The organism is Granulicella sp. dw_53, assembly GCF_018449545.1.
GTDB lineage: Bacteria > Acidobacteriota > Terriglobia > Terriglobales > Acidobacteriaceae > Edaphobacter.
Genome location: NZ_JAAVUR010000016.1, coordinates 1 through 20,267 on the forward strand (window position 1 = coordinate 1; position 20,267 = coordinate 20,267).

Here is a 20,267-nt window from a genome sequence, read left to right on the forward strand (position 1 = left end):
GTGGGGGTGCAAGTGAGGGTCGGTGTTAGTGAAGGTTGGTACTAGTAAAAGTGGGTGCTAGTAAGAAGTGAAGGGTGGTCAGTGTGCCGCTGGGAAGGGCTTAGGAGCGGTGGACGATGCGGCCTTCGCTGAGGGTGGCTTTGATCTGGCCCAGCATGGGGGTTTGGTCGAAGGGGGTGTTTTTGGATTTAGAGAGCGACGCTGCGGCCTGGAAGGTCCACTCGGCGGTGGGGTGGAAGAGGATGAGGTCGGCGTAGCTGCCTACGGTGAGGTTGCCGCGGTCTTTGAGCTGGATGAGCTGGGCGGGGTTGGTGCTCATGAGTTGGAGGACGCGGGAGATGGAGAGGCCTTGTTCGCGGTGGAGGATGCGGAGGGCGAGGCCGAGGGCGGTTTCGAGGCCGGTGATGCCGTTGGGGGCGCGCTCGAACTCCACCTCTTTTTCGTGGGAGGCGTGGGGGGCATGGTCGGTGGCGATGCAGTCGATGGTGCCGTCGAGGAGAGCGGCAAGGACGGCCTGGCGATCGGACTCGGCGCGGAGGGGCGGGTTCATCTTGGCGTTGGTGTTGTAGGAGGCTTCTATCCCCTGGCAGCAGGCGTTATAGTTCGGGCCGCCGCCGATGACCGCTTCTTCGGTCAAGGCGAAGTGGTGGGGGGCAGCCTCGCAGGTGACGTGGAGGCCTTCGGCTTTGGCGGAGCGGATGGCTTCGAGGGCGCGGGCGGTGGAGACGTGTTGAACGTGGAGGTGGGGGCGGAGCTTGTCGGACTTTTCTATGTCACGGAGCAACTGGATGTCGCGCTCTACGATGGAAGACTCGGCTTCGACGGTCATGCCGCGTAGCCCGAGGCGGAAGCAGAGCGGACCGGCGTTCATGCCGGAGCTGGGGCTCTGGCGGGTGTCCTCGGCGTGTTGGGAGATGGGAAGGCAGAGGCGAGCGGCGGCTACGAGGGCAGCGCGCATCATGGCGTCTTCGAGGATGGGCTTGCCGTCGTCGGTGAAGCCTACGGCTCCGGCTTTGGCGAGGGCTTCGTAATGGGAGAGGTCCTGGCCCAGGCTGCCGAGGGTGGCGGCGGGCATGGCGAGGAGGTGGATGGCGGGTTTGCGGGCGGGGTCCAACATCCAGTTGAGGCTGTCCACGGAGTCGTTGACGGGGACGGTGTTGGGCATGGCGACTACGGTGGTGAAGCCTCCGGCGGCAGCGGCGCGGGTGCCGGTGGCGATGGTCTCTTTCCAGGTCTGGCCGGGCTCGCGGAGGTGGACGTGGATGTCGATGAGGCCGGGGGAGAGGACGAGGCCGGTGGCGTCGATAGTCTCGGCTTTGATGGAGGATAGAGCGCCGGGGCTCTCGATGGCGGCGATGCGGCCTTCGCGGAGGAGGAGGTCGCGGGGGGCGTCGAGGTTGGTCGAGGGATCGATGGCGCGGGCGTCGAGGATGAGGAGGTCTTGGGTATTAGTCATGGTGTGGGGCGCTGATTTGCTGGAGCTTCACGGCGAAACTTTGAGAACGAGTCACCAGAACTCTTGTGGAAGGGTAAGGAATGCGGTTCGCTTCGCGAATGCCTACCTTAGCGACGATAAAACTGTCGCGAAGATGGGGCACCCGGCTGGCGGTGGCGGTCAAGCCTGGGCTCCGAGGGCACGGACGAGCAGGGCGGAGCGGATAGCGAGGCCGTTGGCGACCTGGTCGAGGATGGCGGACTGGGGGCCGTCGGCTACTTCGCCGGAGATTTCGAGGCCACGGACCATGGGGCCGGGGTGGAGGACCAAGGCTTGGGGGGCGTGGGTGACGAGCCGGGACTCGTTGAGCTGGAAGTGGTCGATGTAGTGGGCCAGATCAAGGTCGAGGCCGGCGAGACGCTCCTTTTGGATGCGGAGCATCATGACGATCTGGGAGCGGCTGAGGGCCTGGTCGAAATCGCGGGTGATTTCGATGTCGTCTGAGAGGCCGTGGGCGGTCTCGGGCAGGAGAGGCTCGGGGCCACAGAGGATGACGTGTGCGCCGAGGCGGGGGAGGAGCATGGCGTTGGAGCGGGCGACGCGGGAGTGGAGGATGTCCCCAGTGATGGTGATGGTGAGGCCGGAGAGGGACTTTGCGTGGACCGTAGAGGGGTCGAGGTGGAGGCGGGTGAGGATGGTGCGGAGATCAAGGAGGGCCTGGGAGGGGTGCTGGGCCATGCCGTCTCCGGCGTTGAGGACGGGGAGGCCAGTGGCTCGGGCAAGCAGGAAGGGCGAGCCGGAGGAGGGGTGGCGGAGGATAATGCACTCGGCTCCGAGGGCGCGGAGGGTGAGGCCGGTGTCCTTGAGGGACTCGCCCTTTTCGATGGAGGATGATTTGTCGCTGACGAGGGTAGTGGTGGCTCCGAGGGATTTAGCCGCGAGCTCGAAGGAGGTGCGGGTGCGGGTGCTGGACTCGTAGAAGAGGAGAGCGATGCGGCGGCCGGTGAGGATGGCGGATCGCTGTGGGACAGGGAGGCTAGCGAGGTGCGTGGTGAGGGAGAGGATCGAGGCTACTTCTGAAATGGGGAGGCCGTCGATGGTGAGGAGGGAGCCGGAGTGGGGCGTGGCAGAGATCATGAAGGGGCTCGGGCGGCTTGGGATGGGTTCCTGGAGATTGGTGCAGGTACGGGCGAACCGCAGGTCCTTCGACTTCGCTCAGGATGACACTGTTTTGAGGTTGCTGGGTTTGTTGTTGGTTTGAGATTGCTGGTTTCTAGTCTACGAGTTCCACGAGGAGGACTTGTTCCTGGCCGTCGACTTCGTTGAGTTTGACCTCGATGATCTCGCGGCTGGAGGTGGGAATCGAGCGGCCGGTGAAGGTGGCCTGGATGGGAAGCTCGCGGTGGCCGCGGTCGATGAGGACGAGGAGCTGGACGGACTTGGGACGGCCGTGGTCGAAGAGGGCGTCGAGGGCGGCGCGGATGGTGCGGCCGGTGTAGAGAACGTCGTCCATGAGGACGATGTCGCGGCCGTTGACGTCGAAGCCTACGTCGCCGGGGGTGACGGTGGGGCGGGGGCCGGCGGTGGAGAGGTCGTCGCGGTAGAAGCTGATGTCGAGTGTGCCGACGTCAACGGGGTGCTTCTCGATCTTTTCGATGAGTGCGCCGAGGCGCTTGGCCAGGGGGACGCCGCGGCGCTTGATGCCGACGAGTCCCAGGTTGGAACCGCCGTCATTCTTTTCTACGATCTCGTGGGCGAGGCGGACGAGGGTCCGTTCGATCTCGGAGGCCGACATGAGGCGGCCCTTTTCGCGGAGCCTAGGGGACTTGAGTGGGGTGCTGGGCGTCGTGGAGTCAGTCATGGTGATTGGGGTGATGATACCAGCAGGGGCAGGGGTGATGGGAGGGGGCTGAGCTTCAGGCGGCAGGGGTGCGGCGGGTGCGGAAGAGACCGCCGACGGCCCCGCCTACGGTGGAGAGGAAGAGAAGCAGAAGCGCGAGCATGGCGATGCCGGTGAGCATCATGCCGGCGCGGAACTCGGGGGTCAGGAAGTAGTGCAGCAGCTCGGGCGAGGTGGGGTTGGCAGCGGCGGCGTGCTCGATCTGGGTGCGCATCTGCTGGGCGAGCTCGGCGTCGAAGGCGGCCATGGAGTGGAGGCTGAAGCGAGCGATAAGACCGGCGATGGCCATCGAAATAGCCAGGCAGACGACCAGCGAGATTCCGACGATAAGACCGATGCGTGCGCCGACGGAGGCGTTCATGCGGGCGCGGGGGCGGCGGCGCTGGTAGAGGGTCAGGGTGAGGATCGAGGCAGTGAGGATGGTGAGGGTGCTGAGGGGCGAGACCAGCGGCACGCGGGTCGCCACCAGGCTAAGGACAGAGGCGATGCCTGCGACCAGCGCGGCACAGCGGATGGCGGTCTTCCATTCGATCAACTGGGGGTGCGGAGGTGGGGGTGCGCCGGTGGTCTCGGAGGAATCGGCGTCCGGGGCGAGGATGGGGCGATCGTACTCCTGGAGGTAGAGCTGGGGTGAGCCGCAATGAGGGCAGAAGGGGGTGACTTCATCTCCGCGGGGGAGATCACCGCCGCAACGATGGCAATGTTCTTGCATATCTAGAAGCTACGCGACGAAGAAGAGTGGGGCAAGGAGCCGGTCCGGTAACCGAAGGCGCAGTCCGCGGCCGTTACTGCTTGAAATCACCCTTATCGTCGCCAAGTGTAATGTGGCCCGGCAGATCCAGAGCAACCAGGCCCAATTTGGTACCGCTACCCTCGGGATCGATCGCTACGATGTGCTGATGGAGCTTGGAGCCCGCCTTGAGCTCCATTTTACCGGAGACCTCGTCGCCAGCGGAGACGTGGCTCTCCTTGTCGTTGTCGCAGCCCAGGCCCTCCGCGGTACGGGTGGGGGTTCCGACGGGCTTGTTGTTGGAGCACTGGATGACATCGCCGTAACGGCCCAGGGCCTTACGGTAGAAGGCCGCGACCTGGCTGGGGGCGTCGGGGGTGCGGTAGCTGGCGGCTTTGACGCGGAGCTGGAAGTTTCCGAAGCTCAGGTTGACGTCGGCGGCGCCGTTGTCCTTGTCCTTCTTTTTGACGATCTCCGCGCCAGGGTAGGGGGGCAGGCCGATGCCGTCGATGACGACGGAGTCGTTGGTCTTGACGGACATGCCGCCGAAGGGGGTGGCGATCTTTACGTTATCGTTTTCGCCGCGCTTGTCCGATTCGATACGGCAGCCGAGGGTGATCGTCAGGGTGAGCAGAGCCGCAGTAGCCAGAGTTCGTCTTAAATTCATGATTCCACCCCTCGAGAAAGCAGCTTCGAGTAACGATACGCTGTCGCGGGGAGGGATGTTCCGTTTACGCAGGCGGGTGGAGGGAATAAAAGGTGACGGGAGGGCTCGAATTGTGCACTGGAGCGGAGGCAGAGGTGGCCTATACTTTATGCAGAGCGGGTATTTTGGCCGTCGCCGGGCGTAGGCGATCTCGCAGGCGGCGTGAAGATGGAGTCATCTGGCATGGCGCAGCATGAGCCAATCCGCAGGCGTACTTCGGCGAGCTCGGAGATTCCGGATAAGCTTTACTTCCGGATCGGCGAGGTGGCGAGGTTGTGCGAGGTGCCGTCTTATGTGCTGCGGTTCTGGGAGAGCGAGTTTCCCCAGTTGCGGCCGAACAAGGGCGGGACGGGACAGAGACTCTACCGGCGTCGGGATGTAGAGACAGCGCTTCGGATTAAATGCCTGCTCTATGACGAGGGATATACGATCCCCGGGGCCCGGCAGGCGATCAAGAGCGAGATGAAGCAGAGCACCTCCCAGTTAGCGCTGGCGATGCCAGAAGGCGCCGGAGGCGTCGACGAGCAGCGGCTGCGCAAGCTGCACAAGGAGATGAAGGATCTGCTGGCGATGCTCTCGAAGCCGGCGAGCGCGCGGGGAGCGGTGACACCGTTCCGGCAGCCCAAGGCACCCCGCCTTGCTGGACTGCGAACAAGCCTGGAGAGCAGGGACGTGGGGAAAGATCTATTCGGCTCAAATATCGACGGAAATCTCAGTCCCAGGGAAGACTGAAGACGCCCCCATTGCATCAGACAAACTGATAGCAGAAAATAATTCAGGCCCGAACGATGACCCTCCCTGGCAGCAGTTCACTGAAGCGAAGATCGATGCATCAGCCCTCTTTTTCCTCCTACGAGGAGAGTCTGATTCCTGTCGCCAGTGTAGCGCGCCAAATTGCGATTCAATGCAAGTTCTGCCGGTCGCAGGGGTTCCGGCGAAGCACGCTGCGGATGGAAGATCTGAAGTATCTCTTCTTGATGCGTTATCCGGTGCGATGCCTGCGATGCAGCAAGCGGCAGAGGGTGAGCTTCACGGTGGCTCGCATCTCTGAGCCTTCGCGTGCCAAGCAGCGGAAGGCCAGGCATAAGGCAGCGCGAGAGAAGGCCCGTCAGGGACGTTGAAGGCTCGTCCTGAAGTCACTGGGTAGTTCCGTCGATCAATCCAAGGTGCGCGACCGTAGAATGGTGGAGCGGAAGCTTCTCTGCGAGACGATACCCTTTTGAGCGAGCCACTCCTCTCCAATCCGATCCCTGTGCTGCCGGCGAGACGCAGCCTGCTGGGGATGCTGCGGCCCTCGGCGACGCATACGGCTTTCTCGGCGACGTTGCTGCTGATGGCTTCGAACATACTGTCTGGCATGCTGGGGCTGGTGCGGACGAAGTACATCGCGCTGCTGTTCGGCGCGGGCACGGTGACGGATGCGTACTACGCCGCGTTCCAACTGCCGGACATGATCAATTACTTCCTGGTGGGGGGAGTGGCTTCGGTCTCGCTGGTGACGATTCTGAATCGCTACAAGCAGGCCGGCGACGAGGCCGGTGGAGACCGGGCGCTTTCGGTTGTCCTGAACGGGATGTTGGTGGTGGTCACGCTCGGTGTCATTTTGGGAGAGATCTTCGCACCGGCGTTTACGCACGTCGCCTTTCGCGACTTCGACCCGGAGCGCGCAGCATTGTGTACCTCGCTGACGCGGATCATGCTGCCCGGCTCGCTCTTGTGGTTTGCGGGTGGAGTGCTTGGGGCGAAGCTGATGGCGCGGAAGATCTTTCTGTACCAGGCGGTGACGCCGCTGCTCTACAACGTCGGGATCATCGCCGGCGCGTTCTTCTTCTCGGCGCGGTTGGGAGCGTATTCGCTGGCGATTGGAGTGTTGGCGGGAGCGTTCGTTGGATCGTTGCTGATGAATGCCATAGGAGCATATCGAAGTGGCTTACGGTATCAGCCGATCTTCAATCTGCGCGATCCGGCGTTTCTGGAGTGGCTGCGGATGTCGCTGCCACTGATGATCGGCGTCTCGCTGGCGATGGCGGATAAGTGGATTCTGGCGTACTTTGCCTCTGGCGATACAGGCGGCATCTCGCGGATTAGCGTGGCGAAGACGTTGTTCAATGCGCCGATGGGGATTCTGGGGCAGGCGGCGGGGGTCGCTTCCCTGCCCTTCTTCGCGGCGCTCTTCAGCCAGGGCCGGTTGACGGACTTTGGAGCCGCGGTGAACCGTGCGACTTCGCGTGTGATCGCGGTGTCGTTGCTGGCGGCGGGCTGGATGGTGGCGCTGGCGGCGCCGATCGTGGATCTGATCCGCGGCGGGTCGTTCAGCCCCAAGGATGCGGCGGAGACGGCGAGCTACTTCGTAATCTTCGCACTCTCGATTGCGCTGTGGGCGGCGCAGGGGTTCTATGCGCGGGCGTTCTATGCGGCGGGCAATATGCGAGTACCAGCGATTACGGGCTGGGTGGTCACGCTGGTCTCGATTCCGATCTACAGCACGCTATTTCACCGCTTCGGGATCATTGGGCTGGCGGTTGCCTCCGATATCGGAATCCTTGCCCTAACGGTAACGCTGGCGGTGCAGTTAAGCCGACGGGGCCTGGTTCCCTTGAGCGGGATGGAGGGTGGCGAGTTGGGGCGCGCTTTGCTGGCCGCCTGTGCGGGATTTCTGGGAGCCGCGGCTTGCGTGCGCTATCTGCATGTGCCACGAGGGCATATGGGGGATGTGTTGATGATTGGCGCGGGCACGATAGTTTGGGGAGGGCTTGGTTTGGGGGTATTGGTGGCGATGGGGTCGAAGCTGCCAGGGCAGATTCTTCGGCGCAAAGGTTAGGTTCCCCGCCGAGTCGGTGCTTACGGTTGGCTTCGCCCGATGCCCACCCTGCGACGATTAGACGGCCGCAAAGGTAGGCACCAGCTATCTATGGTTTTGCTGTAGTGGATTTACTTGGCGTCTTCGTACTCTTCATTCCATGCGGCCTGAATGGCTTCTAGGACGCCTTCGTTCGATTTGGCGGGATCGCCGATGAAGCCGGGGAGCTCAGTGACGTAGCGGTGGAGATCTGTGAAGCGAACGGTGTAAGGTTCGACTGCGGGGAATTTTTCCTGGAGTTGGATGCCGATCTCTTCGGTGTCGGTCCAGTCGATTTCGCGGGGCATGGCTTAGTCCTCTGGATGCTAGTTTACCTCTGCCGCGCCGGAGAGAGAGATCTGTCGGGATGAGGGCGACGGTGCATCCAAAGGGTGTGATTTCTTATAGTGCTTCGATGCTGCGGCGGGAGTTAAGCGCGAGGGGGCAAGTGTTGGCGCGGACTGAGAAGTTGTTGCATGAGCTCTCGCCTGGGTCGAGTCCGGTGGTGATGTTCGGGCGGGACGAGGCGGGACGGCATGGCAACTTTCATCCGGCCTCGTACCAGGGCATCTGCGCGAATCCGGAGTGGGCGCGGCGTCTGACCAAGGTCCATACGGCTTCCAGGCGGGTGAGGGCGAGGGCAGATTGGCAGTGGATGGAGTTGGATTCCGTGAACAGCTCGGATGCACTGCTAATGAATATCTTCTGCCATCCGGGTGTGGCTTCGGGCGATGGACTTCTGCCTGCTGTGGCGCGGCTGTTAGGTGTCGATGCTGCGAGTCAGCCGTGTTTCGGGATTCGTCCTGGCGTTCCCTTGAAGAGTGGCCGTGTGGATACGACGGAGATCGATATGCGCCTGGGGGATCTATTTTTGGAGGCGAAGCTGACGGAGACGGGCTTTCAGCAGTCGCGGCCCAGATTGATCGAGCGGTACCGGGACTTCGAGGCGGTCTTCGATGTGAGCCGGTTGCCTTGGACGCCGGTGGGAATGGTGCAAGGATATCAACTGATCCGCAATGTGTTGGCCGCGTATGCGAGCGAGGCAGCGTTCTGCGTGCTGTGCGACGGACGGCGGAGAGACCTGGTGGAGATGTGGTATTCGGTGATGGCGGCTGTGCATGCTCCGGCGTTTGCGTGGCGGCTGAAGCTACTGACGTGGCAGGAGCTCGCGGGCAGTCTTCCGAGCGACCTGCAGCGGTTTCTCGATGCGAAGTATGGGATCGTGCAGGGTTGAGCTAAGTCCGTCTAGGGAGCGCGATAGAGGGTCGGGCCTGCGAGGAAGTCCAGCTTCGAACCAACGGCCGAGCCAGCGATACCACCGAAGATAACGCCCAGGGCGGTCGCGAGATGGGGGTCTTCCTGGCTCCTGGAACTGGCATCGACTGCCGCTCCAATACCTGCTCCAGCACCAGCGCCGATCGCTGCACCAGCGAGCAGCGAGAGCGGCTTGCGGGAGAGCTTGATGGAGGTGATCTCCTGCCTGGTGAAGTGCAGAGTCTGGGTGGCACGGATAAAGAAGTGGCTGCGGGTCTGAGTACAGGTGAGGGAGTCCGCTTCCGCGGAGACAAAGCTGCAGATGGCGGGACGATGTTGCGATGCGATGTGCAACATCGTCCCTGGATCGATCTGTTGGACGCGGGTCCAGTCCGATCCAGCATGCGCCTGTGCCTGCAGCGCACTAGGCGCAGTAATAGCAAAGAGAAGAAGGAGTGCCGATACGATCTTCATCTGGAGGAGAGGCTCTTGCTGTGTGATTTTGAAAGGCTCTTGGCAGTGATTCTATGTTAGCTGCCGGGCCCGTGGGAGGGCTTGCCCTCTTGCACGTAGTTGCGGTTCCACTTCGGGATCTCTACGACGTAAGTGCCTGGCTTTTCGATGACCGCCTGACAGCCAAGGCGGCTGTTGAGCTGGATGTCGGCGGCGGTCTCCATACGGTCGAGCTCGAGGTCTTCAGCCTCGCTGAGGCCAGAAGCGCCCTCTTTGACGTGGATGTGGCAGGTGGTGCAGGCGCAGACTCCTCCACAGGCGTGGTCGAGGAAGATGCCGTAGTTCTCGGCGACGTCAAGGAAGCTCATCGGCAGACCATGTCCCTCGTAGGGGAGGGTGTCGAAGGGGAACTCCACGGTGCGATTCTGGGGAAGGAAGGTGACGCGAACCATGCCTTCGGCTGCGGGTTTTAAGGTATCTACTGGTTCTTGTTGAATCTGGGACATGGGTTAGTCTTCCGTCGACTCTCCGGCCTGGGCCTCTGTAACTGGTACGGGTGATTGATCCATTTTATCTGGCTCCGCCGCAGCGGTGAACTGGGCTGGCGCAAAAGGGTGAGGAGCGGAGGGCCCTGTTCCAAGTTGTTCGCCAGCGGACTGCATGGTCTGGCCGGTAATGGCGCCGGTGACGGCGGTATCCATCATGATCTCGGCGAAGCGGCGGGTGGCTTTATCGAGGCGCTCGATGCCGTTGCGGATGACATGGTAGTCGCCGCCCAGGACGGAAGCTTTGAGTTCGGTGATCGCGATCTCGATCGTGCCGATCTCGTCGCTGGTCAGTTGCTGCCAGGCAGCGTGCGACCGGCCCTTTTCAACTGCAGTGAGGATCGTATGGGCCTCGTTCTTGGCCTCGATGACCTGGCGCTGCTGGATGTCCTCTTCGGCGTTATCGAAGGAGGCAAGGATCATGTTCTCGACCTGCTCGTCGGTGAGGCCGTAGGTAGGCTTCACCTCGACCTCCGCCTGCTGGCCGCTGCGCTGCTCGCGCGCGGAGACGTGCAGGATGCCGTTGGCGTCGATCAGGAACTTGACCTCGATGCGGGGTAGACCGGCCATCATCGGAGGGATGTTCTTCAGGTCGAAGCGGGCCAGCGAGCGGCAGTCCTTGGCGAGCTCGCGTTCGCCCTGGACGACGTGGATGGCGACGTTGGTCTGGCCGTCGACGCCGGTGGTGAAGTGCTCCGTGGCGCTGGCGGGGATGGTGGAGTTGCGCTGGATGATCTTGGCGACGACTCCGCCGAGGGCTTCGATGCCGAGGGAGAGTGGAGTGACGTCGAGGAGCAGCAGATCCTCGGTGGCAGCGGATCCTCCGGAGAGGATGTTGGCTTGAACGGCTGCGCCCAGGGCCACGACCTCGTCGGGGTTGAGCTCGGTGTGGGGCCGCTTGCCGCGGGCGGCGAGTTGGAAGAGGTCGTCGACCAGAGCCTGCACGGCGGGGATGCGGGTAGAACCGCCTACCAGCACGACCTCGTCGATCTGCGAGGGGTCGAGTTGGGCGTCTTTGAGAGCTTGTTTACACGGAGCGGCGGTGCGGGCGATGATCGGAGCCGCTATCTGCTCAAAGTGCTGGCGGGTGATATCGCGGAGGTACAGCTTGCCGTCGGGGAGCTTGACGTTGAGGGTGGCCGCCTCCAGTGTGGAGAGGCGAATCTTGGCCTCGATGACGGCCTTGCGGAGGGCCTGGATGGTTTCGCCGTTGCTGCGGGCGGCCTGTCCGGTCTCAGCTCCCAGATCGCCGGCGATGTCGTCCAGGGCGATGGCGATGAGGAGGTTGTCGATGTCGTCGCCGCCGAGGTGGGTGTCGCCGCCGGTGGCGATGACCTCGAAGATGCCCTCGTGGAGCTTGAGGATGGAGATGTCGAAGGTGCCGCCGCCGAAGTCATAGACGGCGATGAGGCCGTCTTTCTTCTTGTCGAGGCCGTAGGCCAGGGCCGCGGCGGTGGGTTCGTTGACGAGGCGGAGGACTTCGAGGCCGGCGATGCGGCCCGCGTCCTTGGTGGCCTGGCGCTGGGCGTCGTTGAAGTAGGCGGGGACGGTGATGACAGCCTTCGTGACCGGGGCTCCGAAGAAGCGTTCGGCGTTCTTCTTCAGTTGCTGGAGGACGTAGGCGGAGATCTCGGGCGGGGTGAGCATCAGGCCGCCCACGTTCAGCCGGAGGACTTCGCCGGGCTGGAGATCGTTGGCCAGCTTGAAGGGGAAGAGTTTCAGCTCGTCCTGTACGTCGTTGATATCGCGGCCCATCAAGCGCTTGGCCGAGTAAACGGCGTTGGCGGAGTCGGCCAGGAGCGTAGCGCGAGCGGCGTTGCCGACGACGAAGCCCTCGTTAGGGCCTTCGGTGTTGAAGGCTACAACCGAGGGGACGAGGCGTTCGCCGTCCTCGCCGGGGATGACGACGGGCGTATCGCCTTCCATGTAGGCGACGAGAGAGTTGGTGGTTCCGAGATCGATTCCTACTACGCGTTCCTCTGGCATTCCGAAAGACCCTTCGTCTGTGCGCTCTATCTCTTACGGCACACTGTTCCTCCTCCATTGTCCTACAGTTGACCGACTAAAGTGCAGAGAAGGCTAACTGGATGCGCCGTTCGACTCTTTTAGGATGTGCAGGGCCGCGAGGTCGATGCATGATGCGGTTTTTTCCCATGACACGGCTGAGGCTATGGTGGCATCATCTCGTCCATGAATAACTACGCTAAAGACTGTCGATCTACCGTTATCCCTGCTCTCCGCTACCGCGATGCGCTGGCGGCGATCGAGTGGTTGTGCCGCGCCTTCGGCTTCGAGAAGAATGCGGTGTATCTGGGCAAAGGCGATATCGTTATGCACGCTCAGCTTAGCTTCGGCAACGGCATGGTGATGCTGGGATCGGTCGAGAATGGCAGCGCTTACAGCAAGCTGATGGCTCAGCCAGACGAGATCGGGATGCGCGGAACGCAATCTGCCTGCCTGATTGTGAACGACGCTGACGAGGTCTACGCTGCGGCGAAGGCTGCTGGCGCGACGATGCTGATGGATATCGCCGATATGGACTATGGAGGCAGAGCTTTTACCTGCCGCGACCTTGAAGGTCACATTTGGTCCATTGGAACCTACGATCCGTGGAAAACTCCTGAATAGGCAGATGGGCGTGGTATTTTGGTGGGCATGGAGCTGAACCCGTACGAGAAGTTTCTTGGTGATGAAGATCCGGTTCCTGTGCTGTTTACTACGACGAACCGGTTGAAGGAGCTTGCGGATCAGCTTACCGAGGATCAGCTCGACATGGCTCCGGAGACCGGCAAGTGGAGCATCCGCGAGATCGTGGCGCATATGGCGGACTGCGAGCTGGCGTTCGGCTTCCGGCTGCGGCAGACGCTCAGTCAGGAGCATGCGATGATCCAGCCGTTCGACCAGGAGATCTGGGCGGAGCGATATGGCGCGTACGACTTCGCGTCGGCGATGGCAATGTTCGAGGCGACCAGGAACTGGAACATGAAGCTGCTCGGGACTGTGTCCGAGGCGGATCAGCATCGTCCGACGACGCATCCGGAGCGCGGAACGATGATCTTCTGGACGATCGTGGAGACGATGGCTGGACACGACATCAACCATCTGGAGCAGGTTGGTCGGATCGTTACTGCCGAGCGAGTCTAGAGGCCAAGTGCTTCGTTGACGTCGCGGACGAGGTTGCGCAGGTAGCTGCGTTTGTTGAGCAAAGTCACCATGGCGTCGCGAGCGCTGGTTTGAGCGGTTTTGTCTCCGGCGTCGAGAGCTGTGTCCCAAGCGGACCAGAGAGCTTCGAGTTCGGCCTGGGTTTCGACCATCTTGGTGTCGAAGGCGTCTTTGGCGGTGAGGAGATCGCGGCGGAGTTCGGGCTCGTCTTCTCCCATCTGGTTCGCTGCGCGCATCTCCTGGAGCTGCATGTTCAACTCGAAGACCTCTTCGAGGAGCTCGGGCGGAACGATTTGCTTCTTTTGCGTGCCGGTGGCGCGGGCTGCCTCGGTGGCGGCTTTGGACTGCTCTTCCAGCTCTACTCCTTCCAGGGTCAGGAGGTACTGGGTGCGGAGGATTGCATCTTTTAGGGTGCGGTAGGCGTCGTTTAGGAGCGACGACTGGGCTAGTGCGGCTTCCTGCTCGGCGAGTGGCTTGGCGGCGAAGCGGTCGGGGTGGAGCTTGCGGCTTAGGAGGTAGAAGTTCTTTTCCAGCAATGCTGTATCGAGCTGAAGCTTGCGGGGCAGGGAGAAGAACGTAAAGAAATCGGTCTGGATATCGGTGTTGGAAATATCACTCATCGGTCTCTAAGGTTAGACGATTTGAGGCAAATCCGCTGGAAATGAACTTACACTGTTGTTATGTGCCGTCCCTTGTCCTGGCTGTTCGCTTCCGTTTTGTTCGCTTCATCGTTCGCTCCTTCTGTGCTGGCTGCTCAAACTCCTAGTGGTGCGGCTGGCGCGGCCCGTCAGGGCGACGCTCTTCCGGCGTGGGAGGCTGAGCTGAAGCGGCGGCACGAGGAGCTGATCCAGACGAATGGTCCGGGGACCGATGCCGCGCTTCGTACGCGGCTGCTGAACATGGTGGTTCAGGACCAGGAGGCTCGCGGCTTCAAGGATGGTACGCCGAAGGACAAGAAGAATCTCCAAGTGGCGACCAATCTGAATGAGATCGACGCAGTGCTCACGGAGCAGTTGAAGGACATCGTTGCCAAGCAGGGTTGGCCTACGATTGCGCTGGTCGGCATCGAGGCGTCCAATGCGGCGATGCTTATCCTGACCCACTCGCGGGATCATGCGTGGCAGCTCTCGCTGCTGCCGCAGCTGGAGCAGTTGGCGGATAGCGGCAAGATCGATGGCTCCAGCCTTGCACTGGTGATCGACAAGGAGCTGGTGTCCGAGGGCAAGCTGCAGCGGTATGGGTCGCAGTTCAAGCTGATCACCGGGGGCATGGCGATGTATGCCGTGGAAGACCCGGGTGGGCTGGATGCGCGGCGATCGCGGGTTTTTCTGCCTCCTATGGATGTCTATAAGAAGACCCTGGAGGAGATCTACCACCTGAAGGCGACCAACCAGATCGTGATGGCGACCCCGCCGGCGAAGCCTGCTGAGGCTAAGTAGCCCTCCCTCGGGGGGGTGCCCCCCTTGCCTGCGGATAAACGGATTCGTTGCAACGAGATACGGGCAGGAGCCTGCGCTAAAATCCTCTATGCAAATGGCTTACGGCCAAATCCGTGCAGGAGCTTGAGTTACGTCCCTTCGATTGTTAAAGAGCAAAGCCCCGGAATGTCCGGGGCTTTCTTTTTTCGTTGCTGGTTCTATTTTATCAAGCGTGCCATAACTAATATGCCACTTTGTTTTATTTATTAACTTGTTTGTTTTGATTGAATTACGGAGAAAAGCGGCTTTTGAGGACTTGACAGCGGCGGACGCGGGCTTTAGCTGCCCCCGGTAGGATAATTTGATCGAAGAGCGCGTCGGCGATAATGCGCTCAGTGATGCCGCAGAAGCTTTGCATCGCGTAAACAGTTGCCTCATGTATTTTGAGGGAGAGTTATTTGTTCTACACTTGGGCGTGTATCACGCTCCCCCATTCAGGGCGACGAATGCAACGCGGTGTCCGTTCTCACAGTACATTGCATGTTTGATCTTGATCGCTATTGATGTACCGGTATCGGCAGTGAACCTAACACCCTCACGAGCAGAAAGTACCCGGCTACCGTTAACATTCCCGCGATGATGCCCAGTGCGGTGCAAATGTAGGCAATCACCTTCTGCCAAGTGCCCATTGCTTGTTCCCTGAGGAGCGAATACGACAAGGCTGTGGCCATGCCTGGGAGCTTCAAATAGTTGTGAAGCAAGCAAAAGAAAAAAGACAAAGCAAACAGGTAACATCCAACTAAAATTCGCTGCCGCAACTCAACATCGAGTGTGAGCGGATGTTGAGATGTGAGCAATGCTGTGCTGCCTACAGTGATGATTAATGAAAGCGTGCCACCATTCACCAGTAACAATCTGTCGAAGAATGCGGTTGTGGCTTTATGCGTTTCGAGGATCAGCATGTCTAGACGTTGTTCGCTGCAGCCCTCAGGTGCTGGCACGTCGTGCCTCCTGCTCGGTGACTTGAAGCCACAATACCACAACCCACCCCGTGGCGAGTGGCCCGTGCTAAGCGTTCGCAACTCCCACTCTGCACCAAATTGGGGTGCCCGTTCTAGCTCCGCTAGGGCGAGAGACCGCGAATCCAATCCGTTGGGTTCGTGTCAGGACAACCGATCACTATCGGCAAGTCATTAGGGCAAGCTATCTGCAGGCGGCCGCAGAAGTCGACTGCTAACTTCAGGCCAATGCATGTTTCCAACATGCAACGATCAAATGGGATACTCGGCGATTTCTCATCAAACGACAGCCGTTACTTCCGAGAAAGGCGTTCACCGGGACTAATCCAGAAGCGCTCTGGGTGCGCTACAAATTCTTTCTGAGGAAACTCAAGGCCGCATCTGCATTTGCTTGAAACCATTGAGGCTCCGCGGCATAGGCGTGTGGCCCCCCTTCCGCAGTGAAGGGAGTGATGTTTCCGTTCGCTTTTTTATAGGCAGCGACGAAGCTCGTGAACTGGGAGTATGGAACATCCTCATCTGCGTTCCCCTGTCCGACAAAGATGGGAGGCAGTTTGCCACCGAGATGAAACTGTGGAGAAGCCTCAAGACAAAGATCATGTTGCGCCGAGCACGAGCCTCCCAGATAAGGGAGAATCGCGTCGTCTGTCTCAGAAAACTTCGTTAGATCAAGGTCGGCGCTGTAAAGAATAGCCGCTTTCACACTTGAACTGAAGTTCTTGAACGTACCGGACTCGTAGCGCGGATCGCCGTTGGTCAATGCCACAAGTGCCGCCAGCTCGCCTCCGGCAGAGCCACCAGCGACGGCAATACGGTTCGGGTCGACACGGTACTCACTCGCGTGGGCACGGAGCCAACGGATGGATTCCTTGCACTCTTCGAGTGCGACCGGAAAGCGAACTCCCGGACTGAGGTCATAATCGATCGCCATGCCCACATATCCGTGCTCCGCAAACGGCGCAATGAGCTTACTCCAACCTGTCCGGCTGCCCCCCGTCCAACCGCCACCATGGATAAAGACGATGGCCGGATGCGGCCCCGAATCTTTTGGGAGGTACATGTCCGCAAGCAGTGGAGCTGATTTGCCTTGAGCGTACTGCACACCGTTCACGCGGACATAGCTTTCTATAGGAACCATTGGGCTACTCTGCTGTGCACGTAAGCAAGCAGCAGCCAACAGCAAAACTAGCGAGGAGAGCCAGGTTCTTGCGAGGTTGTCTGTGATCGAGAACACCATACCTCCATCGTAGCTGCACATCGCCACTGTTGTATTGAGAACGTGAAGTCGGCATATCGGAAGCAATCCGCCCAAGTGTTCTCAACTGACGAGAACAGGCCAATGCGCGTTTCCAACCAGCCCATCCTCGAAAATTGACTCGGCGATTACGCGTGAACCTGATTGCTTCTGTTGGCCGACCAATTCGGGAATCGACGCATAATTTAGGTTAGGGACCATGTACATCAAGAGTATTATTCGGCCATCGAGGACACCAAATGCAATGGCAAATTCCAGATGAAGCCAAGAGTTTTATGATTTACGACTATGCTGAACTCAAAGATTTGTGCAAGCAGTTCTTGACACTTGTTTCGGGTATTTTGGTGTTTTCGGTCACATTTGCAGAGAAGATCGTAGGGTACAAAGCGATGGCACGGTGGCCTCTCCTAACTTCCTGGGTCGCCTTTATTATTGCGATCGTTCTTTGCGGACTTGCATTAGGCCTAATAGCTCTGGCGGGTGGACAGGCTGTTTCAGGTGCTTCTATTGAGATTTATCGCCGCATGGAATCACAAGCTGTCAGATTGACGTTTGGAGCTGGGCTGAGTTTTGTAATCGGATTGAGCTGTCTCATAGTTGCTGGTGTCTTGACTATGTTTACTAAGAACACGGCGCCATAGTCTTACTGTCTGACTCCAAGGTCATTTATGGTCGATATCTAGCGGACTCATCTTGTCGGCCTAAAGTCAGTGAGACTGAGTTACGGACAAATCACAAGTATTTCTCAACTGGTGAGAACAGGACGAGTCACTCATTGAATCCTGACCGTGAGTCCTGTTCTGCAAATTTGTCATAGAGGGAGACTACCTACTTTCAAGAGCGCTGATGGAGGCTTCAGTAGAGAGTCCGACGGTTGTTGAGAGCGAGAGAGCATGTGGATTCCGGGCATACCTTCTCTCCGGTACTGAAGAGCGGTCCAAGTAGGTATATGTCACTTTATTGGTGGCAGACTTCCATTTTAGGATCAACCTGCATGTTCTTCGCGGAGGGTGGAGTTCGGGAGTTGCTGCGGGTGCTACGCGTTTGGTGGGACGGTCATGCTCTCTACTGATGGTCCGATTTGGATGAGGTTCTCGTCTGTTGAGTCGGTGGAGGTGAGGCAGCTTCCGGAGCTCATTAGGGGCTCGAGGATTCGGGGCGGGAGGGGTTTTGAGAAGAGGAAGCCTTGCATGAAGTCGCAGTTGAGGCGGCTTAGGACGTCTAACTGTTCTTCTTCTTCGACTCCCTCGGCGATGACCTTCATTCCGAGGGCGTGGGCGAGGGAGATGATGGAGGCGACCATGGTGCTGTTTTCGTGGGTGATGCCCTGGATGAAGGAGCGGTCGATCTTGAGGGTTGAGATGGGCATCTCCTGGAGTCTTCCGAGGGAGGAGTAGCCGGTGCCGAAGTCGTCGATGGAGAAGCGCAGACCGTTGGCGGATAGTCTCTGCATCTCTTCGAGCGCGTCGGGGATGTTCTGCAGGACGGTTGACTCGGTGAGCTCGAGGTGGAGGAGGCGGCTGGGGATGTTGAAGGAGTTCAACGTGCCGAGGATGCGGCTGGAGAAGTCGGATTGGCGGAACTGCAGGCCGGAGATGTTGACTGCGACTGGAACGAGCGGGATGCCCTGACGTTTCCACTCGTTGATCTGCATGCAGACGTGTTCGAGGACCCACTGGCCGAGGGGAAGGATGAGGCCGCTCTCTTCGGCGACGGGGACGAAGACTGATGGGCTGATGTTGCCGAGTTTGGGAGGGTTCATGCGGAGCAGGGCTTCGAGGCCGCAGATGTGGCCGTCTGGCTGGCAGATGGGCTGGTAGTGGACCTCGAAGGTGCCGTTCTTGAGCATCTCTTCCATGGCGGCTACGATTCGGAGGTCCTTGGCTTCGTCGGCGGCGTAGCCGGGCAGGAAACGGCAGACCTCGCTGATGCCGAGTTTGCTGGCCTCCCACATGGCTGTCTGGGCTCGGCTGCGAAGCTTGGCCACGTCGTCGCCGTCCTCGGGCGCGGTGGCGAGGCCGATGCTGACGCGCATGCGGATGGAGATGTCGCCGATGACGATGGGTTCGACGAGCGAGGCCAGGAGCCAGGTGGAGAGGCGCTCGGCCTCGGCGGTGTCGCTGATTTCGCCGAAGAGGACCTCGAAGTGGTCGCCGGCGGTTCGTCCGGCGATGTCGCAGGGGCGGACGTAGGTCTCGATGCGCTGGGCGATGGCCTTGAGGCACTGGTCGCCGGTGTGGTCGCCGTAGGTGTCGTTGACGGCCTTGAAGTGGCGGAGGCTGATGCAGGCGAGGGCTACGCCTTTGCCCTTCTTTTGGCTGGCCTCGAGGAAGTCGTTTTCGAGCGCGAGGAGGCCTTTGCGGGAGTACAGGCCGGTCAGGTGGTCGTGGGAGGCCTCGTAGGTAAGGCGTTTGAGGAGCGCCTCGCGGGCTGTTACGTCGACTCCCATGACCAGACGATGATTTTGTCCGCCGATGACGATCTCGCGTGCCTCAATGTCTATGAAGAACTGGGTGCCATCTTTTCGCAGGTGCGGGGAGGCGATCGTAGAGCTTGGAGTCGACTTGATCTCGTGCAGTATCTGGGGAATGATGGCGGGATCGACGAGATCGTGCAGGCGGAGCTTCTCGAATTCTTCCAGCGAGTAGCCGTGGGCAGCAGCGGCGGCCTGGTTGGCACTTTTGAGTTTCAAGGTTGCCGGATCCACGACCCACATCATGTGCGGGCTGTGGGTGAAGAGCGACTTGAGATCGGAGGTGAGCCGGTGGGCGCTCTTGAGGCTCTCCTGGATGAGGATCATGACCATGCCGATGCCGACGAATCGATCGCCGGTGACGGTGCCCTCGGAGAAGAGCTCGCGGTGGACGATGTGGGCGACCGCAGGGGTGGAGAGGATCCAGATGACGAAGCCGCCGAGGGTGACGTAGAGGCCGGCGGAGCGGTCGGTGTAGTTCCACCAGAACATCATGATGTTGACGAGGACCATCTGGACGAAGACGAGGGAGAGGGCGTCGAAGCTATTCCCATGAGAGACGGTCAGGGCCACGGGGATGCAGCTAAGGGCGCATACCGCCAGGGTAGGGATGAGTTTGAGCCTGTCGTAACGGAACCTGCGCACGGCCGCTGCGGAGCCGCCGCTAAATCCGAGTGCGAGGATGAGATATAGCGGCCAGTGGCTTCCGTTGCCGAAGAAGACGAAGACCGCGAAGGCGAAGGTTGGTACTCCGAGGCCGATGCCGGCCCAGTAGATTTGGCGCGTGTCCTTGCGTAGGGCGGGGGATGAGAGGATGCAGCAGATGTTGGCGGCGAGCCCGCCTATCGCGGAGAGGAATTGTATGGTGTGGAGCGTGCGCGGGGATCCGAACGGCAGCACCGTCAGGATGGCGACGGCGCGGCACAGCCATGCGTAGATCCAGAAGCGAATGCGATCGTCTTCACGGCTTTGTCGGAGGAGCACAAAAAGTACAGCGACAAAAAACAGAGGGACGAGGGTGGGCAGTAGAGTGGATAACAATGTAGGGCCCGGCGTCCAAGATAATTATTCAGGAAAT

21 protein-coding genes are annotated in these 20,267 nt (G+C 60.3%); 8 read left to right on the forward strand and 13 right to left on the reverse strand.

Features of this window, described 5'->3' with window-relative positions; translation table 11 throughout:
• Positions 1-100 precede the first annotated feature (100 nt).
• The 5 genes from HB393_RS20460 to HB393_RS20480 all read right to left on the reverse strand — a co-directional run bounded on the left by HB393_RS20460 (position 101) and on the right by HB393_RS20480 (position 4,732).
• On the reverse strand, positions 101-1,456 hold the full coding sequence (locus HB393_RS20460; protein WP_213807068.1) for a dihydroorotase: 1,356 nt from the start codon (positions 1,454-1,456) through the stop codon (positions 101-103).
• Positions 1,457-1,615: 159 nt separating this feature from the next.
• Positions 1,616-2,572 carry an aspartate carbamoyltransferase catalytic subunit gene (locus HB393_RS20465; RefSeq protein WP_213807069.1) on the reverse strand — a complete coding sequence of 319 codons (957 nt, stop codon included), beginning with the start codon at positions 2,570-2,572 and terminating at the stop codon, positions 1,616-1,618.
• Positions 2,573-2,708: 136 nt separating this feature from the next.
• A complete protein-coding gene (gene pyrR / locus HB393_RS20470) occupies positions 2,709-3,296 on the reverse strand; it encodes a bifunctional pyr operon transcriptional regulator/uracil phosphoribosyltransferase PyrR (RefSeq protein WP_213807070.1) in 588 nt (195 codons plus the stop codon).
• 55 nt (positions 3,297-3,351) lie between these two features.
• Complete coding sequence (locus HB393_RS20475; RefSeq protein ID WP_213807071.1) at positions 3,352-4,047, reverse strand: hypothetical protein; 696 nt, start codon at positions 4,045-4,047, stop codon at positions 3,352-3,354.
• Between the two features lie 73 nt (positions 4,048-4,120).
• Positions 4,121-4,732: a hypothetical protein gene (locus HB393_RS20480; RefSeq protein WP_213807072.1), complete on the reverse strand. Its 612-nt coding sequence runs from the start codon at positions 4,730-4,732 to the stop codon at positions 4,121-4,123.
• 222 nt (positions 4,733-4,954) lie between these two features.
• Here HB393_RS20480 and HB393_RS20485 point away from each other — a divergent pair, with 222 nt between their 5' ends.
• The 3 genes from HB393_RS20485 to murJ all read left to right on the forward strand — a co-directional run bounded on the left by HB393_RS20485 (position 4,955) and on the right by murJ (position 7,592).
• Positions 4,955-5,503: a MerR family transcriptional regulator gene (locus HB393_RS20485; protein WP_213807073.1), complete on the forward strand. Its 549-nt coding sequence runs from the start codon at positions 4,955-4,957 to the stop codon at positions 5,501-5,503.
• A gap of 95 nt (positions 5,504-5,598) precedes the next feature.
• Entirely contained in the window at positions 5,599-5,892 is a 294-nt protein-coding gene (locus HB393_RS20490) for a hypothetical protein (protein WP_213807074.1), read from the forward strand.
• 98 nt (positions 5,893-5,990) lie between these two features.
• Positions 5,991-7,592 carry a murein biosynthesis integral membrane protein MurJ gene (gene murJ / locus HB393_RS20495; RefSeq protein WP_255551419.1) on the forward strand — a complete coding sequence of 534 codons (1,602 nt, stop codon included), beginning with the start codon at positions 5,991-5,993 and terminating at the stop codon, positions 7,590-7,592.
• A 110-nt stretch (positions 7,593-7,702) separates the two neighbouring features.
• Here the strand turns inward: murJ and iscX are convergent, their stop codons facing one another.
• Positions 7,703-7,918 carry a Fe-S cluster assembly protein IscX gene (iscX, locus tag HB393_RS20500; RefSeq protein ID WP_213807075.1) on the reverse strand — a complete coding sequence of 72 codons (216 nt, stop codon included), beginning with the start codon at positions 7,916-7,918 and terminating at the stop codon, positions 7,703-7,705.
• A 71-nt stretch (positions 7,919-7,989) separates the two neighbouring features.
• Here iscX and HB393_RS20505 point away from each other — a divergent pair, with 71 nt between their 5' ends.
• Positions 7,990-8,844 (forward strand): hypothetical protein, encoded by an 855-nt coding sequence (locus tag HB393_RS20505; RefSeq protein WP_345945347.1) that lies wholly within the window; start codon positions 7,990-7,992, stop codon positions 8,842-8,844.
• Positions 8,845-8,855: 11 nt separating this feature from the next.
• On the opposite strand, the gene HB393_RS20510 is transcribed toward HB393_RS20505, so the two are convergent.
• From HB393_RS20510 to hscA, 3 genes are read right to left on the reverse strand one after another with little or no spacing between them, the layout of a single operon-like run.
• Positions 8,856-9,338: a hypothetical protein gene (locus HB393_RS20510; RefSeq protein ID WP_213807077.1), complete on the reverse strand. Its 483-nt coding sequence runs from the start codon at positions 9,336-9,338 to the stop codon at positions 8,856-8,858.
• A gap of 56 nt (positions 9,339-9,394) precedes the next feature.
• Complete coding sequence (locus HB393_RS20515; protein ID WP_213807078.1) at positions 9,395-9,823, reverse strand: 2Fe-2S iron-sulfur cluster-binding protein; 429 nt, start codon at positions 9,821-9,823, stop codon at positions 9,395-9,397.
• 3 nt (positions 9,824-9,826) lie between these two features.
• Complete coding sequence (gene hscA / locus HB393_RS20520) at positions 9,827-11,848, reverse strand: Fe-S protein assembly chaperone HscA (RefSeq protein WP_213807079.1); 2,022 nt, start codon at positions 11,846-11,848, stop codon at positions 9,827-9,829.
• A gap of 204 nt (positions 11,849-12,052) precedes the next feature.
• Between hscA and HB393_RS20525 the strand changes: the two genes are divergently transcribed.
• Together HB393_RS20525 and HB393_RS20530 are read left to right on the forward strand one after the other, a co-directional pair.
• A complete protein-coding gene (locus tag HB393_RS20525) occupies positions 12,053-12,490 on the forward strand; it encodes a VOC family protein (RefSeq protein WP_213807080.1) in 438 nt (145 codons plus the stop codon).
• A gap of 27 nt (positions 12,491-12,517) precedes the next feature.
• Complete coding sequence (locus HB393_RS20530) at positions 12,518-13,006, forward strand: DinB family protein (protein WP_213807081.1); 489 nt, start codon at positions 12,518-12,520, stop codon at positions 13,004-13,006.
• Here the strand turns inward: HB393_RS20530 and hscB are convergent.
• Entirely contained in the window at positions 13,003-13,644 is a 642-nt protein-coding gene (hscB, locus tag HB393_RS20535; RefSeq protein WP_213807082.1) for a Fe-S protein assembly co-chaperone HscB, read from the reverse strand. The two genes, HB393_RS20530 and hscB, sit on opposite strands and share 4 nt — an antisense overlap.
• Before the next feature lie 72 nt (positions 13,645-13,716).
• On the opposite strand from hscB, the gene HB393_RS20540 reads away from it, so the two are divergent.
• Complete coding sequence (locus HB393_RS20540) at positions 13,717-14,463, forward strand: DUF6624 domain-containing protein (protein WP_255551421.1); 747 nt, start codon at positions 13,717-13,719, stop codon at positions 14,461-14,463.
• Positions 14,464-14,999: 536 nt separating this feature from the next.
• On the opposite strand, the gene HB393_RS20545 is transcribed toward HB393_RS20540, so the two are convergent.
• Entirely contained in the window at positions 15,000-15,443 is a 444-nt protein-coding gene (locus tag HB393_RS20545) for a hypothetical protein (RefSeq protein WP_213807084.1), read from the reverse strand.
• Between the two features lie 364 nt (positions 15,444-15,807).
• Positions 15,808-16,599: an alpha/beta hydrolase gene (locus HB393_RS20550; protein WP_255551422.1), complete on the reverse strand. Its 792-nt coding sequence runs from the start codon at positions 16,597-16,599 to the stop codon at positions 15,808-15,810.
• Positions 16,600-16,955: 356 nt separating this feature from the next.
• Here HB393_RS20550 and HB393_RS20555 point away from each other — a divergent pair, with 356 nt between their 5' ends.
• Entirely contained in the window at positions 16,956-17,357 is a 402-nt protein-coding gene (locus HB393_RS20555; RefSeq protein WP_213807086.1) for a hypothetical protein, read from the forward strand.
• Between the two features lie 395 nt (positions 17,358-17,752).
• Here HB393_RS20555 and HB393_RS20560 read toward each other — a convergent pair whose 3' ends face one another.
• The gene (locus HB393_RS20560) at positions 17,753-20,173 is read right to left on the reverse strand and encodes an EAL domain-containing protein (protein ID WP_213807087.1); all 2,421 of its coding nucleotides are present in this window, start codon (positions 20,171-20,173) and stop codon (positions 17,753-17,755) included.
• Positions 20,174-20,267: the final 94 nt, after the last annotated feature.

Coding starts and splice junctions, on each gene's coding strand:
- HB393_RS20550 (WP_255551422.1), bottom strand. CDS start 16,599: ATGGTTCCTATAGAAAGCTATGTCCGCGTGAACGGTGTGCAGTACGCT.
- HB393_RS20515 (WP_213807078.1), bottom strand. CDS start 9,823: ATGTCCCAGATTCAACAAGAACCAGTAGATACCTTAAAACCCGCAGCC.
- HB393_RS20460 (WP_213807068.1), bottom strand. CDS start 1,456: ATGACTAATACCCAAGACCTCCTCATCCTCGACGCCCGCGCCATCGAT.
- HB393_RS20480 (WP_213807072.1), bottom strand. CDS start 4,732: ATGAATTTAAGACGAACTCTGGCTACTGCGGCTCTGCTCACCCTGACG.
- HB393_RS20525 (WP_213807080.1), top strand. CDS start 12,053: ATGAATAACTACGCTAAAGACTGTCGATCTACCGTTATCCCTGCTCTC.
- HB393_RS20490 (WP_213807074.1), top strand. CDS start 5,599: ATGCATCAGCCCTCTTTTTCCTCCTACGAGGAGAGTCTGATTCCTGTC.
- HB393_RS20510 (WP_213807077.1), bottom strand. CDS start 9,338: ATGAAGATCGTATCGGCACTCCTTCTTCTCTTTGCTATTACTGCGCCT.
- HB393_RS20485 (WP_213807073.1), top strand. CDS start 4,955: ATGGCGCAGCATGAGCCAATCCGCAGGCGTACTTCGGCGAGCTCGGAG.
- hscA (WP_213807079.1), bottom strand. CDS start 11,848: ATGCCAGAGGAACGCGTAGTAGGAATCGATCTCGGAACCACCAACTCT.
- HB393_RS20555 (WP_213807086.1), top strand. CDS start 16,956: ATGCAATGGCAAATTCCAGATGAAGCCAAGAGTTTTATGATTTACGAC.
- pyrR (WP_213807070.1), bottom strand. CDS start 3,296: ATGACTGACTCCACGACGCCCAGCACCCCACTCAAGTCCCCTAGGCTC.
- iscX (WP_213807075.1), bottom strand. CDS start 7,918: ATGCCCCGCGAAATCGACTGGACCGACACCGAAGAGATCGGCATCCAA.
- HB393_RS20530 (WP_213807081.1), top strand. CDS start 12,518: ATGGAGCTGAACCCGTACGAGAAGTTTCTTGGTGATGAAGATCCGGTT.
- hscB (WP_213807082.1), bottom strand. CDS start 13,644: ATGAGTGATATTTCCAACACCGATATCCAGACCGATTTCTTTACGTTC.
- HB393_RS20465 (WP_213807069.1), bottom strand. CDS start 2,572: ATGATCTCTGCCACGCCCCACTCCGGCTCCCTCCTCACCATCGACGGC.
- HB393_RS20475 (WP_213807071.1), bottom strand. CDS start 4,047: ATGCAAGAACATTGCCATCGTTGCGGCGGTGATCTCCCCCGCGGAGAT.